This window comes from Clostridium subterminale (genome assembly GCF_039521425.1).
In the GTDB taxonomy this organism is placed as follows: Bacteria; Bacillota; Clostridia; order Clostridiales; family Clostridiaceae; genus Clostridium_J; species Clostridium_J subterminale.
The window spans coordinates 154,775-171,879 of record NZ_BAAACI010000001.1; the positions used below are offsets into that span (position 1 = coordinate 154,775).

Consider the following 17,105-nt stretch of genomic DNA (forward strand, 5'->3'; position numbering starts at 1 on the left):
TTATTTAGGAATAAAATTATTTAATGGCTTTGATTAAAAATTGAAGCCATTTGTTTTAGAGCATCTCTTTATAGAGGTGCTTTTTTCATATAAATACATTTTATTGTAATCATGCTATAATAAGTATTATAATTATGATTGTAAATAAATAGTTGCAAAATAATTAGAAGTATAAAATTTATATTTTATTCAGGGGGTTATAATATGCAATGCAAGATGTGTGAACAACAAAAGAATATTACAAATGATCCATATTTTATTATGGAACTTGAAACTGGATATGTTATCTTAGGATGGTATCAGAGGTTCAAGGGATATACTGTTTTTAACTGCAAAGAACATGGCCCAGAATTACATAATTTAGAACATGATTTTAAAATTAAACACCTTGAAGAAATGTCGATAGTTGCAGAAGCTGTTTCTAATGTGTTTAAGCCAGATAAAATGAATTATGAGCTACTTGGAAATGGATGCCCTCATATTCATTGGCATTTATACCCGAGGGTGAAGGGAGATACTCCTATCATAAGCTCGGTTTATCAACTGCCGAATAGTGTATTGTTTGATGAATCCACAAGACCAAGTGATGAAGTAAGAAAAGATTATATAAATAAAATTAAGAATGAAATTGAAAGATTGCTTTAGAAGTTCGGTCTTTCAATGAAAGGGCGATTAAATGTTATAAAAGTGCAGGATTTAATGTAGTAGATAATTATAGGAAAGAAACGCCAATTGGTTATGGAGAATTTGTTAGAATGGAATTTGCTGAACACTCTTCTTAATAGAGTTACTAATACAGACTATAGTAGTTTATAGGATTTTATTTTACAATCAGCCTTAAACAGTATGAGATTTTTCATATTATTATATTTCATCATAGATTATAATTCAATAAAAAGAAACTAGGAGGTTTGTCATGACGCAGAAGAAATATTGGAATACTGTCGCGGAAAAAAAAGATTTTTCAACACCTTTTCACTTTGAAGAGTTTGCTAAATTTGTTAATAAGAAAGGTATTATTCTAGACGTGGGTTGTGGTTATGGAAGAACATTAGAACAGTTAAATCTAGAAGGGTACGGCAATTTAATAGGAATTGACTTCTCAGAGAAAATGATCGAACGAGGAAAGGTGAAATATCCTCATTTAGATTTGAGGGTAATGCAAGAAGATAAGATTGAATTAGATAGTGAAAGCTGTGATGCGGTTATTTTATTTGCAGTGCTAACGTGTATTGTTAACGATAAAGAACAGGAAGCCTTGTTAAAAGAAATAGAGCGTGTTTTGAAACCTAATGGGATTCTGTATATCAATGATTTTTTACTAAATACAGATGAACGCAATATAGAACGTTATAAGTTATTTCAAGATAAATACCAAAAATATGGTGTATTTGAATTACCTGAAGGTGCTGTAGTTAGGCATCATGATATAAAATGGGTTGAGCAATGCGTGCAGCTATTTGATAAATTGATTTTAAACCAGGTGGTATATACAACTATGAATGGAAATAAATCAAACGGTTATTTTTATTTAGGGAGAAAACGAGGATAACCATAAAGCTAATGAGTATAATTATTAGTTAGGATAATTCACACTCTTCTTATATGATGCAACAAATATATAATTAAATAACTTACTCGTAATTCTATTTATTTTAGAGCATCTCTTTATGGAGGTGCTTTTTTCATATAGATACATTTTATTGTATTTATGCTATAATAAGTTTATATATTTATGATTATAAATGAAAAATTTTAGGAAATGGTGAAGAAAACTAATTATTCAATTAATAGCAGCTTAAGCATCGAATTTGAGGTGAAGAAAATTAATACAATAACCAATATTGGGGTATTTAAATGGGGTTGTTATCGGATTTCCGACTTTCTGTAATTGAAAAAAATTTGGGGGTATACGGCATTCATGTTTATCAAAATGGAAAAACGTTGGTTGAACATCGATTACAAAGTAATGACAGAGAAAATCTCTATTCAGCATCAAAAACTTTCGCATCTGTCGGAATTGGTATAGCGGAAAGCGAAGGTCGGTTACGGTTGTCAGATTATGTGCTGGATTTTTTTCCAGAATACAAGGATATCGCCTATTCAGGTTCTAAAAAAATAATTATTCGACATTTGTTGCAGATGAGCTCTGGACATATGTTCGAGGATTTTAGCCAATATAATTCTAAAGACATAGCAGAGCTTTTCTTTATCACTGAGATGAAAAAAGAAGCTGGTTCTAATTTCTATTATGAGGATTTATGTACTTACATGCTTGGTAGGCTTGTAGAAAAAGTGAGCGGTAAAATAATGCTGGAGTATTTAAAGCCTCGCATGTTCGATATGTTGGAAATTGTAAATCCTCAATGGAATACCTGCCAACATGGACATACATCCTGCTCAGGCGGTTTATATCTGACTACTGAGGAGTTTTCTCGCATTGGGATAACCTTACTACAAAATGGCGTATATAAGGATAAGCAAATCATTCCTGTTTATTATGTAAGCCTCCTGCATTCTGATTGGGTGGATACCACATCCAAAAATGATGATGAAACAAGAGGTGGCTATGGATATCAGCACACCACCGAACACTTATCGAGCAGATGGCATGTATGGTCAATTGTGTGTGGTTTTAACTGATCATAACGCTGTTATCACTGTTACATCTCATAATGAAATCAACCATAAGGATATTCTGCGTGCAATGTGGAGTGATATTATTCCAAAGTTGTAAGATAAAAGGACTAGCCTTGGTTAGGTTTTATTAGAAATGAAGAAAAACATTTTTACGGGTGAAAACACTATACAATTAGCATTTAGGATTACTTATAATGATTATGAAAACAACTTTGAAATGAATAGTTCGTAATTTTCTTAAATTGTGAAGCATTATGAATTTTAAAAAATTTAATTGAGGGGGAGTATTATGAATATTTTATTAGATGGATTAGATTTTAACGAATCATGGGCATATAAAACATTAAAGAATATAATTAGACCTGAGTACAAAATTTGTGTGATTCCTTTTGCTTTTCATGAGAATTGGATAAAAAATGAGGTGGAGTGGGAAAAATCCTATAATAAAATAAGTGGTGAGCATTACAAAAATATAGCTGCTCCATTTTACACTTATGGAATAGAGGATAATAATATAACATTGATTAATTACTTTACAGACAATTCAGAGAGTGCTAAAGCAAAAATTAATTCAGCCAATATAGTCTTTTTTACAGGTGGATTCCCAGATAAAATAATGAGCAGGCTATCGGAGTTAGGATTGATTAATACCGTAGAACATCATAGTGGAATAATAATGGGATGGAGTGCTGGTGCTATGATGCAATGCTCACAGTATTATATTTCTCCAGATAAAGATTATCCAGAGTTTATTTATGAAAAAGGACTAAGATGTATAGACGATTTTGCAGTTGAAGTACACTATAAAAATACTGATTCACAAAATAAAAGTATTGAAAAATATATAAGAGAAAATGGAAAGATGGTATATACTACACAACAGCAAAGTGCAATAATTGTTGACGGTGATAATCTATCATTATTAGGAAATGCAAAAGTTTATCAAATATAACTTTAATATTAAATTTTCAATAAGAAGGAACTATAGTATAGAGGAAAGATTACCAGATTACTTTGATGATTATGTATTCTATAGAGAAGGCGGGTTGAGTTGGTCAATTCCTTATATAGCAGGGTTATATGCTCTAGCGTGCCAGTTTAAACCAGATATCACCCCGGATATTTTTTGGTCAACAGCACTTGAAACTGGAGATATAATTAAAGTATTAAATAACAACAATGAATACGAATTAAAGAAAATAGTAAATCCTGTAAGATTAATAGAAGCTATAGAATAATAGAAAAACTATATTAAATGGTTAACTCAATATTTGTTGATTTTTCATGAAATAATAAATTACATTTTTCTTAAATTGCGAACTAAAAAATGCCGTATATTCAGTTTTGAATAGTACGGTATTTTTAATAATTAATATTTAATTCTATCTTGGTAATATTTTAAAATTAGTTATTTAACTTACTCGATAAAGTGGATTTAGCGAACACAGATTATACTTGTACTATTGCCTCCTTTTTTTGTTGTACATCACAACAGTTACAATTGAAACAATAATAATCATAGCATTTGCGACAACAGTTCCTACCCAAGTCATAGTTATGGTGCCAAAGATGGGGGATGCTGCATTGAACATGGTATGGAATAATACGCACATAAACACACAGCCTTTTCCTGATATTTTGTAGATTGCTCCGTTAAAAAAACGAAATGCCATGAGTTGAACTGCAAACATCCAAAAGTTAATGAGTCCCTCTCCATGATTAGTCCCCGGAATAAAAAAGAGAGGTATATGCCAAAAAAACCAAATGATTCCTGTGAAAATAGAAGATAAAACAAAGCCAAATTCTTTGTCAAGCTCAGGCTGCAATATGTACATCCAGCCAGCTTCTTCCAAGCCACCGATAATAAGCCCCCCAGGTAGAGAAAGGAAGAACGTATAAAATGGAAGCACCATTTCCGTACGGCCTGAAACTGCAATATGTATCAAAAAATACAGTGCAAGCCCTGCAACAACGAACAAATAGAGGGAAATTTTATTTTTAAAATAGAAAACAGTTTTCAACCATTCCTTAAAATCTGCTATTTTGTTATTCTTCTTCAGAACGATATATGAAGCAATAGCGGGTGACAAAATATAGATTGCAAAAGGAATGTTCATCCCGAATTGCTGTAACGAGTGAACCCAATTGTAAACCGAATATCCGAACTGCCCAAGAGTAATCAAAGCACCTGACACAACATAGGCTATGCAAAATGTCAGCATCGTAAATTGTACTATAATTTTTTTATCTGTCATGATTTCTTCACCTCACATTTTGAAGTATTCATTAAATTTTAATGGATGGACGATTTTACGTTTCACCTAATGTTTGCTTTCTGCCAATTCAAAATTAAGCTCTCAGAAAATATAACTAATATCCATTACAAATTCTTATTTATCGAGTAGTTTAATAGCCAACTAACTCACATAATACTATTATATTCTAAATAGACCATTATTTATATATTTATTTTATATCGTACTATTCAATTTTCAAAGAACAAATTTAAATACTTATTTAGCTTTATCTACATATGACGAAGGTAAATTTCACTTTAAAATTAAGATGATTTGCTTGAAATATTTAATAAATTTATTAATAATGATATTTTGAAAAATTAGGTTATACTTGCTTATATTCATGTATAATTACTTTATAGGTGATGTGTAATTATAATAAATTGCTCTAAGGAGATTAAGAAATATGAAATTGAATAAATTCTTCAGATATGCCCCATTAATAATAGGTATTGGATTATTTATGGGACTGTCATATATAAAGTTATTTACAGCTAAAATAACGTTTGTTAATGACCCAACAGTTGCTATTATTAAAACTAATGATATTCAACTATTAAATAACTCTTATAAGGTTAATACAGAAAATGCGTTATCATGGTATGAATCAAAGAATTATAAGGTTTTGCATGCTGATGAAATAGGACATATATGGCAATATACTCATTCATTTATGATAAAACTATGGTGGATAATCACTTTTTCTATTTTAATATTATTAACCCTTTATATTTTAAAGAAAGGGTTAAATAATAAAAAATATACTAATAATTTGTAATATAATTTAATATTAAATAAGTAGGTGTTGAGAAATTGAAGTATTCAAAAATAGTGTTTGGGGTTTTAGTTATTATTGTGGCATTACTACACATAACAGGGATTTGGGAGAATACGCCCATTATGTTTCTATTGGCTTCCTTAGTAACTATTTTAAATTCATGGGATATTTATAAGAAAAATAGAAGCAGTTATGTTATTTATAGCTGCAATTTTTATAGGTTTAGTATCTATTAGTATGCTATTATTCTAATGGATAAAACGAAGATAGAAATTATAATATTTATTTCTTATAAAATATATTTAGTATATATAACTATGTTTGTAAATGAAAAATTGTAAGATTTTGTGAATCGAAGATTATTTATATTTTAGGAAGTGATAGTGTTGAGTATATTGGGATACAATCGCATTATTATTGTTGGTAATAATGGTAGTGGAAAAAGTTTTTTATCTAAAGAATTATCTGTTATCACGGGTTTTCCACTTGTTCATCTTGATGTTGAGTTTTGGCGTCCTAATTGGGAACAACCGCCGAAAGAAGAATGGATAAAGAAACAAATGGAACTTACATCAAAGGTAAAATGGATAATTGAAGGAAATCATACTGACACAATGGAATTGCGATTTAAAGCGGCAGACTTAATAATATTTCTTGATATAAACCGTTTTGTATGTTTGATTAGTGTATTAATAAGAAATGGTAAAAAGCGTTCGGATATACCCCCCTATCTTGAAGAAAAACTTGATAAGGAGTTTTTACGTCTTTGTAAAGGCTTATGGAGTTTCTCTAAAACGCGTAAACATATAATAATGAATTTACATAAAAAATATCCTAATAAACCGTTTTTCGTTATTGATAGCAGAAAAAAAATGAAAAAGTTGTTAAAACTATGGAGAGATGAAAAAACTAAATATATCACTACTGAACTATAAGCATAATCCTAAGCAAAGTTAGTTCATCATTCTTATATGATGCAACTAGAATGTTCTTATATTACGAGTATTTACACAACATAGAATCACAAGAATAGATTTAAATGAATATGGAAAGCTAGATATTTATATAGAAAAAGGATTGGTGAGAAAATAAATGTATTTACCAAATAAGTTGGATAAAATACTTGCAGGTATGAACTTTGAAATAGATAAAGAAGGTATGTCGAAAGCAAAAGTAATTAAGTGCTTTGATATGGATAAATCTTATTATTTAAAGATAGAAAAGGTTAATGGTGAAGTGATCAGAGAATATGAGATGTACCAGTGGTTGGATGGAAAATTATCAGTACCAAAAGTGATTTATCGTGTGCTGGAAGATGACATTTCTTATATGCTAATAGAGAATGCAAAAGGTCAGATGCTAGAAGATGAAGCATATAGAAAAACTCCAGAAAGATTAGTTCATTTAGCAGCCATTGGTATAAAGAAATTGCAGAGTGTTGATATCAAAGAATGTAATTTTAACAGTAGAATAGAGGAAAAATTAGAAAAAGCAAAATACAAGATTGAACATAATTTGATAGGAAGAGTGGATAGAAATAAATATACGGAAGGTCTTGAAACATCTAAGGATGTATTTAATTATCTCGTAAAGAATAAGCCGGTAGAGCAATTAGTGTTTACACATGGAGACTATTGCTTTAACAATTATTTTACAGATGGTAAAGATATTACATCCTTTATAGATATGGGACGAGCGGGAGTTGGCGATCTATATCAAGATATTGCATTATGTGTTCGTGAATTAATGGATTTTGATTCAAGATATACAGATATGTTGTTTGAAGAATTAGAAATAAAACCTGATTATGCAAAAATAAAATACTATATTTTATTGGATGAGCTATTCTAATTACGTATAAATTGATGAGTAGAAATTACAAAGTAGGGTTATCTTATGAATACAAGTATTAGGGGGGGAGAATGTTGGCGAAAATCAAATTACAGGACTTAATAACAGTATTAAAAAGTGATGTAGTAAGGTATAATTCATGTATTGAAATGAACTTTTGTATTGATGATGACACAGAATATGAAGATTGCTGGCTTGGGAAAATGCCAGATAGAGATAATCCAGGTAAAGAAGTATACTGGTATGGATTAACATCAGATTGCTTACAAGCGTATGATTATGCTAAATTAGAGGATATTTTAAATTCTAAAGTATTTCATGGTATAAGTTTGTGTGATGTCATTGAAAAAATAACTTGGTATTCATTAGATGGATGTAGTATAGAGGAAAGATTACCAGATTACCTTGATGATTATGCAATAAAAGCAAAGAGGTCTGCACCTATATATGAAATATAGAGAGGTATTAGAATGTTATATGAAATTAGATTAGCAGAGGAAGATGATATAAGGATAATAGTTGAGTTATTAAATAAAGTAACATTAAACTTACATCAAAAAAGTATTAATCAATGGACATATCCTTGGGATATTGAAGAAATAAATATAGACGTAAAAAATAAAAACATCTATGTGATAACAGTAGACAAGCTAATAGTTGGAACATTTTCTATAAAAGACATGAATGTTAATGCTGTACTTCACATCAACAAACCCAATAATTTATATCTTTATAGAATAGCAATATTACCAGGGTATCAAGGAAAAAATATAGGACTTAAAATTGTTAATTATGCTTTTAAGATTTCAAGAAATTTAAGAAAAACACTATATTTAGATTGTTGGGCTGGAAATATAAAATTAAAAAACTATTATTTTAAAGCAGGCTTTGAATATTGTGGAGATTTTCAAGAAAAAGATTATATGATTAGTGTTTTTAAATACGCATTTCCATTAAATAATTTACAATAAGTGGATCGATCAATTCTATTTTAGTATTCTGGAGCGAGAATATCATAATAATTATAAGTAAGGTTAATATATCACGACGGTATTTTTTATTTAATAACTCAAATTATAATAAACGTTATTCATACACTGACTAGAGCATCTCTTTATAGAGGTGCTTTTTGTATTTTAAAACATTTTATTGTAATTGTTCTATAATAAGTATTATAATTATGATTGTATATGAATAATTGTAGAATATTGTTCACTAATTGTGTTTTAAAATTAGATTGAATTTTATAAATATGGAGGTTTATAGATGTACAACAATAGAAAATTAGTTCTATATATTGCAACAAGTTTAGATGGTTACATAGCGACAGAAGATGATTCCTTGGAATGGTTGTTTAAAACTGAAGGCGAAGGAGATAATGGATATTCTGAATTCTACAATACAGTTGATACTATTCTAATTGGTAGAAGAACTTATGACTGGATTATTGAAAAAGAAAAAGGTAAATTTCCTTATAAGAATAAAAAGTGTTATGTATTTTCTAAATCAGAAAAAGGTAAAAATGAAAATGTAGAATTTATTAATCAAGATGTAGTGGAATTTACAAATAAAATCAAAAGACTTGATGGAGGAAACATATGGCTTGTTGGCGGTGGTGTTCTTCTAAATTCTTTTATTAAAGAAAGGTTAGTTGACGAATTTATTATTACTATATCACCTACACTAATAGGTCATGGAATACCTTTATTTAAAAAAAATGATTTTGAGTCAGAACTAAAGTTAAAGGGGATAAGGAGATTCAATCAATTTGTTGAACTCCATTACGAGATGAAATAAAACAATTGATATTTAGTTCACAATTTTCTTATATTGCTTATAAGTCATGTGAGATATTAAAATGAAAAAAATATACTTGCCTAGTTTTAAATATAAATAGGTAAAAATGGATATAGAGAACTATTTAAATATAAAAATATGAACCTATTTAACTATGGATATATTTAACTATTAAACTAGTTGTTGTATTCATGCGGGTTTCAGGGGTTATCTATTTTTGAAAGTGACATGAAATTGTTTATCAATAAGTTAGTAGGTTGAATTTACAAACGAATAATTGTATTATATTGTGACAATAAATCTACACTGTAAAAGAATTAAAACATCTGAAGTGGCATAATACTTTTACTTGAATTTTAAGATTGTAATGCCTATGTTTTCACAATATATTATTATATTAAATTTGTACAACTATAAGTAATAATGTTGAATACTAGTATGTTCAGAAATAGAGATTATTTTTATTAAAGGAGGTTTAAGTTATGAAAAAACAAAACGATTATTCTTCAGAATATATCAAAATCAATGGAATAGAACAATACTTGTTACACCACACCATCAGTGCTGAACTTCCTGTCCTTTTGTTTTTACATGGTGGTCCAGGAATGCCAGAGTCAACATTCGCATATGCTTTTCAAAAAGAATTATCAAGTTTTTTTAACATTGTTCATTGGGACCAGAGAGGTGCAGGAAAAACATTAACCAAATCGAAAAGAAATAGTAACTATCCTTCTTGTGAAGAATTAATAGATGATTTATTTGAAATAGTTAATTATTTGAAAAAGAAATATAAAAAGGAGAAGATCGTTATTTTAGGTCATTCTTGGGGAAGTGTACTGGGAACATTATTTGTGCTGAAATATCCTCAAGAGGTATTATACTACATTGGTGCAGGACAAGTAATAGATATAGTGGAGAATGAAAAGATTGGTTACGAAAAAGTAAAGGAATTAATAATAAAAGCGGGCAATAAAAAGGATTTAGACAGCCTTGAAAAAATAGGGGTTTATCCTGAAAAAAATTACGAAAAACCTATGATAAAGAAATTGCAAAGAATTAGAATATTGCAAGGAAAGTATAAGGTTGGAATGAATTTTATTCCTATAATAAAAACATTACTTAAAAGCCCAATTTTCAGATTGTCAGATATTGCAAGTTTATTTAAAGGGATGAGTAGTAATAAAAAACTTTGGGATTTTTTATTTTCACATAGTTTATATGAAGAAAGTCGTAATTATGAAATACCTGTTTTTTATATTCTTGGAGACAGAGATTTTCAAGCCCCGCATACGATAGCAAGTCGTTATTTTGATTCAATTAATGCACCAAACAAAAAAATGTTTATTATAAAAGAAGCTGGTCACTTTATGATGCTTGACCAACCAAAACTGTTTACTAATGCTTTGGCTGATATTTGCAGATTATGAGTAAATGCTAAGATTATAAATTATAAATAAGAGGTAGTTAAGTCGTATTTTAAATATATTAGCTAATATAATCAAATATAAATACATATTATAAAAATTACAAGTATGAATATCTTATAAAGACAAGTACTGAGGGGAGAATAATATCTCATAGTCTTTTTATAATTATGAGGTGAAATTAATGATTCTATAATATTTAATAATAAATATGCTTTACCAAAATGGGGGATAAAAATGGATCTAGAATTTAAGGAATTTAAAATAGAACATATACGTGAAGTCAACAAGTGGCACTATGATGGACTTTATTCATTTTATGATATGCCATCAGAAGAAGGTTTAAAGGAATTTTTAGCACCAGATAGCGAGGTAAAATATTTTGCCTGTTTTAATGTAGAAGATATGATAGGCTTTTATTGCCACTGGTTAGAGGATGGGCAAATGGCCATAGGGTTAGGACTCAAACCCGAATTAACGGGACAAGGCTTAGGCAAAGAATTTACAAGAGCATGCATTGAGTTTGGTATTCAAAGGCTAAACTACAAAGGAAACAATGTTAAATTAATGGTAGCTTCCTTCAATGAAAGAGCAATAAAGATATATAAAAAGTTAGGTTTTAAAGAAACCGAAAGAAATGTATTGGAGACTTCTGATGGATATACGGAATTCATAATAATGGATAAAAAACTGTAATTAATTCGTATGTAAGATGTAAAAATAGTTAGAGCAGCAATAAGGATGCTATTGATAGTTTCTTGCCTAAAAGGTATTGATCGATGTGATACGGAAATGAAGGCTACAGAACTTGTTCTTTCATATGTACAGTAGAATAATATTAATACTATAAAATCATTTAGATTGTTAAGGGGGAACATAAAATTGGAAAATTTACTATTAAAACCACGCACGCTTGAAAATGTAAAGATTTTTTGGGAAAAATCCCAAGATGAAGAGGTAGAAGCTATGTTTCCATTTAACAGGAATACATTAGACGAAGCAGTCAAGATATATGAGGAATCATTAAAGCCTGGTGCAAGGAGTTTTGGAAAAGTTATTAATTTTGATGATAAATACATAGGAGATATTTGGTGTTATGGAATCGATGAAGTGGATGAGAAACATGCATTTGTAAGTATAGTTATATTTGATAAGACATATTGGGGCATAGGAATTGGTAAGAATGCGTTAACACAATTTTGCCACATTATATTTGAAAAATACAATGTCAGCAAGTTATGTGCGTTCACATATAAAAACAACGTAAGGTCCAAAGGTGCGTTAGAAAGTGTGGGATTTAGGATGATTGAGGAGTTTGAAGAAGATGGTGTGCCTTCATGCTATTATGAATTATGGAATTACTCATAAATTAGAAGGATTTAATGGCTTAATCAAATATTTCTCAGAAAGAGCAAAAATTGAAGAAGAAATATTATCCAGTAGAATTATAAAGTGTTCACAATATACTGTTGATGAAAATAATTGGGATAGAGTAAAAGAGTTAATATGGGAAGATGTAAAGAATAATAGAATTATTTAAAACTATACAGGTATATAATAATGCGAAATATTAGATTATTGTCTATAAGTCATGTGAGATATTAAAATGGAAAAATTATTCCATTGCCTAGTTTAAAATACATATAGGTATATACTCAATTATTTATATAGGTAAAAATACATCTAGAGAACTATTTAAATATAAAAATACGAACCAATTTAACTATGAATATATTTAACTATTAAACTAGTTGTTGTGAACAAGCAGATTTCAGGGGTTATCTATTTTTGAAAGTGACATGAAATTGTTATCAATAATTTAGTAGGTTGAATTTACAAATGAATAATTGTAAGAAATGGCAAAAAAACTAATTATTCAATTAGTAGAAATGGAAGAACTTAAAGATGAGAATAAAAAATTAAGAGAACAATTAGATAAATTAAAAAGTATGAAATAAGTCGCAATCGTAATTTTATGTGAACCCAACATTATTGTATATGAGAAGGTGATTATGATAAAGAAAGCATTAATAATAGCAGTAGCAGGTGTTACAGCAGGTGGAAAAACAACGATAATAAACGAACTCAAGAAAAAAATGAAAAGTGCTAAATCACTTCATTTTGATGATTATGATTTTGAAGGAGAAGTTGATGATTTTCATCAATGGGTGATGGATGGAGCAGATTACAATGTATGGAACTTAGAACCACTAAAAAAAGATATATTGCAATTCATAGGAGATAATGATGTTCAATATATTTTATTGGATTATCCATTTGCATATAAAAATGATTTGATTAAACCATTTATAGATTGTGCGATTTTCATTGACACTCCTTTAGATATTGCAATGGCAAGACGTGTGTTGCGTGATATGCTTAATGCTACTGGAGATGAAATCAGGGAAGATATGAGTTTTTATTTGAAATATGCAAGAATTGCATATGAAGAAATGCTAAAGACTATTCTGCCAAATTCAGATTATGTTATAGATGGCAGTATGCATTTAGGTGAGATTGTCAAACAAGTTATGGATATAGTAAAAATAAATTATGAGAGTAAAATGAATGAATAGTTCGTAATTTTCTTAAATGATGCAGAAAATATATAATTAAATTACTTGCTCATAATACTGTATTAGTTAAGAGAAAATAGTAAAAAAGTGTGAACTTAATATTTTCTATAAACTATGAAAGGGTATAATTTTTATGATGAATGGAATTTTTAAAGATACAATGGCAAATATGAAGTGGACTGATATACAAGATTTTGTTGATAAAAATGCAATTGTTTTATTGCCAATGGGGGTGATTGAGGAGCATGGTCCGCAATTATGCTTAGGGACAGATATATATACTGCTCATATATACTGCCTCGCTATAAAAGAAAAACTTGAAAAAAAGGGACATGTAGTTGCTATTGCTCCACCTTTTTATTGGGGTGTTTGCCAATCAACAGGTGGCTTTATAGGCTCTTTCCATATACGAAAGGAAACTGCAAAAGCATTAGTTTCAGACATTTTATTATCACTGTCAGAGTTTGGCTTCAATAATGTTTTTGGGGTTAATGCACATGGAGACATTGAGCATAACATTGCGATTATAGAAGCATTTAGGGAAGCCAATGAGCAATTTCATATCAATGCTTGTTACACTTTTGATGAATTGAGGTTTCCACATTTTGGACTTAAGTTAGACGAACCCTATTTATGTCCAATTAAACAGCAAACAATTAATGTAAGCAAGGCAGAAGTCCCTGATGTGCATGGTGGAGATATTGAAACAGCCATGATATATGAGTTTTATCCAACTCTAGTCGATGTTGAAAAAGCGAAGTCTTTACCTCCGATTACCTTAGATGACAGTAGCGGTGTAGCATGGTTGTTTGGCGGTCACATAAAAGAACTTTCAGATGAAGGTTATTTAGGCTCTCCTGGTGATTTTGAATATGTTGAAGTTCAAAAGAATGTTGAAGATTATGCTTATAGAATATCAGAAGCAATATTAAGACGAATAATATAAGTATGATATTGAATTTAATGGCTTTGATTAAAAATCAAAGCTGTTTATTTTAGAGCATCTCTTTATAGAGGTGTTTTTTGTATTTATATACATTTTATAGTAATTATGCTATAATAAGTATTGTTGTAAATAAATAATTGTAGTACTTTATTCGCTAAAGTATGGATATTGATGGGGGGATTAGAATGGATATGAAAAATTTAGAAACAAATCGATTAATAATTAAAAGCACTAAGAAAGAAGATACTGACTTTTGTTTAGATATATGGTTGGATGATGAAATGGGGAAATATTTATCAGACCCACCTCGTGAAAAAGCAAATGATACTTATCAGAAATGGAAAGAGAATGTAGAAATTTATGATGGATGTTATTATTTCGTTGCAGTTTCAAAAGAAACTGGAAAATATATTGGAACATGTAGTACTGTTCCAAGTGAAGACCAAAAGCATTGGGATTTAGGCTATGCTATTCATAAAAACTATTGGCGTCAAGGATACACTACAGAAATGATAAAAGCACTAATTGATTTCTGTCATATTAATGGTGGTAAAAAAATAACTGCTTCTGTGGCAAAAGAAAATATAGGTTCAAATGCAGTTTTAAAAAAACTTAACTTTTATATAGAAAAAGAAGGTACTTTTAAAAAATGTGGTACTGATATTATATATGATGAGTATACGTACAGGCTTGATTTAGAATAATTGCTGGTGATATTTGTTATATAGGTTAAAGAAACTTGTAACGAAAAATCATAAATTATTAGGTAATAAATCGTAATATATTACAATAGGTATTATATTACGATTTATTATATGGGGGTTGGAATATGGATGAACAAGAATATATAGCAGAGTATTATAATAATTATGATGAAGATGGGCGGCTTAAATCTAAGTATGGTCAAATAGAATTTCTTACTACAATGAATTATATCAACAAGTTTTTAAGAAAAGGAATGAGAGTCTTGGAGGTAGGTTCAGGAACGGGAAGATATTCTCTTGCAATTGCAGAAAAAGGATTTCAAGTTGATGCAATTGAGCTTATTGAGCATAATATAGAAATTTTTAAGAGTAAAATTACAGAAAATTGCAACATAGATGTTAGACAAGGTAATGCGATATATTTATCATGCTATAATGACGAAACTTTTGATATTACATTAGTACTCGGTCCGTTATATCATTTATTTAACAATAATGCTAAGAAACAAGCTATTAATGAAGCCATAAGAGTTACCAAAAAAGGAGGAATTGTTTTTATTTCATATTGTATGAATGAAGCGACAATTATAAACTGGGGTTTTCAGAAAGGTAATATTCTTGATGGCATTAAAGATGGTATAGTTGATAAGGATACATTTAAATGTTTGTCAAATCCATCTTTGCTGTTTGTGATGCATAGGAAAGAGGAAATAGATAAATTAATGGAAGAATATGATGTTGAACGCCTTCATTTTGTTGCAACTGATTTGTTCACAAATCATATGCGTAAGACCATTAATGATATGAATGAAAAAGTTTTTCAAACATATTTGGAATATCATTTTTCTGTATGTGAACGTGCTGATTTAATTGGGATAACACATCATAGTTTAGATATTTTTAGAAAAATGTAATATATTTAAGAACAATTGTAAAAATTTACTCACCATACAAAAGGAGGATATCCAATGAAAGGGGTATATACAGAAAAGATAAGAGACATCAACCATATAAATATGTTGAAAAATGTTCTGGAATCAATTAATATAACACTTTCACAGCAAATTCATATTGAACGTTTTCACGATAATGGAGAAGGCGTTGACAGAGCATATAATGTTTATAAAATAATAGCAGATGATCAGACCTATATTTTAAAAAAGTCAGATGAATATGAGGTAGAAGTTTATGAAAAATTTCTTGAGGATAAAAATCTACCTGTGCCAAAACTTGAGGGATGGGCTTATATTAACAACGTGAGATGGATATTAATTGAATATATTGCTGGAACGGATTTACGAATATTTAATGAAGACATGGCTTATGGATGTGCTGACAGTCTTTCTCGTATTTTTAATATGTACTGGCAGAAAAATGACTTTAAAGATAATAAGTTAGACAACCGATTTGAAAGATATTGGACAAGAATTAATAAAAGGTCAAAATGTCTTGTAAATGAGCCAAAACTATCTTCTGCATATGGTGTTTTTTTAGACAGACAGTTAGTATGTCCACGTACCTTATGTAATGGAGATTTCTTGCAGTGTAATGCAATAGAAAGTAATGAAGGTATTGTTTTAATAGATTGGGCCTTTGCAGGTATTATGCCTTATTCTTTGGATATAGCACGTTTAATATCCCATGGCTCAGAAAAGTTTTTTCCTTTTCCATTTTATATGACAGATGAATATCGAGAGATTTTCCTAAAAAGCTTATATGATAAATTGTTATATAAACCCGATTACAAACAGCTTGTTTGGGATGTGACACTTTCACGCCTAAATGAGTGTATTGAGTTTATTGAAAGAGAATTAAATGATGAATCTATTGAAAGAGATGACATTTTCACTTATTATTATAAAAGTGCAGAGGCTTTAGCTGATATTATTTTAAATGGCAAAGAACAGTTAAATCTTTGATAAGTATAACTAAGAATGTTAATCCCAGGTGTACACTAGTATTCTTTTGGAATTTAGGCTATCATCTTTTTGATAGTGGATAAAAACTTGCTTAATCCTTCTAGCTAACGTAAAATGATATTCGTGATTGAAATTGCTGGTGGATAATAATTCTTCAGCTAATAATCTCTAAC

General features: G+C 29.3%; 21 protein-coding genes. 20 read left to right on the forward strand and 1 reads right to left on the reverse strand.

The window, feature by feature from the left end; translation table 11 throughout:
• The first annotated feature begins 204 nt into the window (after positions 1–204).
• The 5 genes from ABDZ93_RS00900 to ABDZ93_RS00920 all read left to right on the forward strand — a co-directional run bounded on the left by ABDZ93_RS00900 (position 205) and on the right by ABDZ93_RS00920 (position 3,878).
• Positions 205–645, forward strand: a complete 441-nt coding sequence (locus ABDZ93_RS00900; RefSeq protein WP_343822764.1) for an HIT family protein — start codon at positions 205–207, stop codon at positions 643–645.
• Between the two features lie 271 nt (positions 646–916).
• A complete protein-coding gene (locus ABDZ93_RS00905; protein ID WP_343822766.1) occupies positions 917–1,552 on the forward strand; it encodes a class I SAM-dependent methyltransferase in 636 nt (211 codons plus the stop codon).
• A 305-nt stretch (positions 1,553–1,857) separates the two neighbouring features.
• Complete coding sequence (locus ABDZ93_RS00910) at positions 1,858–2,643, forward strand: serine hydrolase domain-containing protein (RefSeq protein ID WP_343822768.1); 786 nt, start codon at positions 1,858–1,860, stop codon at positions 2,641–2,643.
• Between the two features lie 286 nt (positions 2,644–2,929).
• Positions 2,930–3,592, forward strand: coding sequence for a Type 1 glutamine amidotransferase-like domain-containing protein (locus ABDZ93_RS00915; RefSeq protein ID WP_343822770.1), 663 nt, complete (start codon positions 2,930–2,932; stop codon positions 3,590–3,592).
• The gene (locus tag ABDZ93_RS00920) at positions 3,570–3,878 is read left to right on the forward strand and encodes a hypothetical protein (RefSeq protein WP_343822772.1); all 309 of its coding nucleotides are present in this window, start codon (positions 3,570–3,572) and stop codon (positions 3,876–3,878) included. Before ABDZ93_RS00915 ends, ABDZ93_RS00920 begins: the two co-directional genes overlap by 23 nt.
• A gap of 222 nt (positions 3,879–4,100) precedes the next feature.
• On the opposite strand, the gene ABDZ93_RS00925 is transcribed toward ABDZ93_RS00920, so the two are convergent.
• Positions 4,101–4,895 carry a CPBP family intramembrane glutamic endopeptidase gene (locus ABDZ93_RS00925; protein ID WP_343822774.1) on the reverse strand — a complete coding sequence of 265 codons (795 nt, stop codon included), beginning with the start codon at positions 4,893–4,895 and terminating at the stop codon, positions 4,101–4,103.
• 448 nt (positions 4,896–5,343) lie between these two features.
• Here ABDZ93_RS00925 and ABDZ93_RS00930 point away from each other — a divergent pair, with 448 nt between their 5' ends.
• The 15 genes from ABDZ93_RS00930 (at position 5,344) to ABDZ93_RS01000 (ending at position 16,932) form a co-directional block, all read left to right on the forward strand.
• Positions 5,344–5,715, forward strand: coding sequence for a hypothetical protein (locus ABDZ93_RS00930; RefSeq protein ID WP_343822776.1), 372 nt, complete (start codon positions 5,344–5,346; stop codon positions 5,713–5,715).
• A 386-nt stretch (positions 5,716–6,101) separates the two neighbouring features.
• Positions 6,102–6,650, forward strand: coding sequence for a P-loop NTPase family protein (locus ABDZ93_RS00935; protein ID WP_343822778.1), 549 nt, complete (start codon positions 6,102–6,104; stop codon positions 6,648–6,650).
• Between the two features lie 157 nt (positions 6,651–6,807).
• Positions 6,808–7,566 carry an APH(3') family aminoglycoside O-phosphotransferase gene (locus ABDZ93_RS00940; RefSeq protein WP_343822779.1) on the forward strand — a complete coding sequence of 253 codons (759 nt, stop codon included), beginning with the start codon at positions 6,808–6,810 and terminating at the stop codon, positions 7,564–7,566.
• A 71-nt stretch (positions 7,567–7,637) separates the two neighbouring features.
• Positions 7,638–8,024: a hypothetical protein gene (locus tag ABDZ93_RS00945; protein WP_343822781.1), complete on the forward strand. Its 387-nt coding sequence runs from the start codon at positions 7,638–7,640 to the stop codon at positions 8,022–8,024.
• A gap of 12 nt (positions 8,025–8,036) precedes the next feature.
• Positions 8,037–8,537, forward strand: a complete 501-nt coding sequence (locus tag ABDZ93_RS00950) for a GNAT family N-acetyltransferase (protein WP_343822783.1) — start codon at positions 8,037–8,039, stop codon at positions 8,535–8,537.
• A gap of 295 nt (positions 8,538–8,832) precedes the next feature.
• The gene (locus ABDZ93_RS00955; RefSeq protein WP_343822785.1) at positions 8,833–9,363 is read left to right on the forward strand and encodes a dihydrofolate reductase family protein; all 531 of its coding nucleotides are present in this window, start codon (positions 8,833–8,835) and stop codon (positions 9,361–9,363) included.
• A gap of 482 nt (positions 9,364–9,845) precedes the next feature.
• Positions 9,846–10,790, forward strand: coding sequence for an alpha/beta fold hydrolase (locus ABDZ93_RS00960; protein WP_343822787.1), 945 nt, complete (start codon positions 9,846–9,848; stop codon positions 10,788–10,790).
• Between the two features lie 234 nt (positions 10,791–11,024).
• Positions 11,025–11,483, forward strand: a complete 459-nt coding sequence (locus ABDZ93_RS00965; protein WP_343822789.1) for a GNAT family N-acetyltransferase — start codon at positions 11,025–11,027, stop codon at positions 11,481–11,483.
• A gap of 186 nt (positions 11,484–11,669) precedes the next feature.
• Positions 11,670–12,155, forward strand: coding sequence for a GNAT family N-acetyltransferase (locus ABDZ93_RS00970; protein ID WP_343822791.1), 486 nt, complete (start codon positions 11,670–11,672; stop codon positions 12,153–12,155).
• Positions 12,133–12,327, forward strand: a complete 195-nt coding sequence (locus ABDZ93_RS00975) for a hypothetical protein (RefSeq protein ID WP_343822793.1) — start codon at positions 12,133–12,135, stop codon at positions 12,325–12,327. Before ABDZ93_RS00970 ends, ABDZ93_RS00975 begins: the two co-directional genes overlap by 23 nt.
• A gap of 472 nt (positions 12,328–12,799) precedes the next feature.
• On the forward strand, positions 12,800–13,363 hold the full coding sequence (locus ABDZ93_RS00980) for a nucleoside/nucleotide kinase family protein (RefSeq protein WP_343822795.1): 564 nt from the start codon (positions 12,800–12,802) through the stop codon (positions 13,361–13,363).
• A gap of 133 nt (positions 13,364–13,496) precedes the next feature.
• Positions 13,497–14,309, forward strand: a complete 813-nt coding sequence (locus ABDZ93_RS00985; RefSeq protein WP_343822797.1) for a creatininase family protein — start codon at positions 13,497–13,499, stop codon at positions 14,307–14,309.
• Between the two features lie 185 nt (positions 14,310–14,494).
• The gene (locus ABDZ93_RS00990) at positions 14,495–15,013 is read left to right on the forward strand and encodes a GNAT family N-acetyltransferase (RefSeq protein WP_343822799.1); all 519 of its coding nucleotides are present in this window, start codon (positions 14,495–14,497) and stop codon (positions 15,011–15,013) included.
• Positions 15,014–15,138: 125 nt separating this feature from the next.
• Positions 15,139–15,927, forward strand: a complete 789-nt coding sequence (locus tag ABDZ93_RS00995; protein WP_343822801.1) for a class I SAM-dependent methyltransferase — start codon at positions 15,139–15,141, stop codon at positions 15,925–15,927.
• Between the two features lie 54 nt (positions 15,928–15,981).
• Positions 15,982–16,932 (forward strand): phosphotransferase, encoded by a 951-nt coding sequence (locus tag ABDZ93_RS01000; protein ID WP_343822803.1) that lies wholly within the window; start codon positions 15,982–15,984, stop codon positions 16,930–16,932.
• The last annotated feature ends 173 nt before the right edge of the window (positions 16,933–17,105 follow it).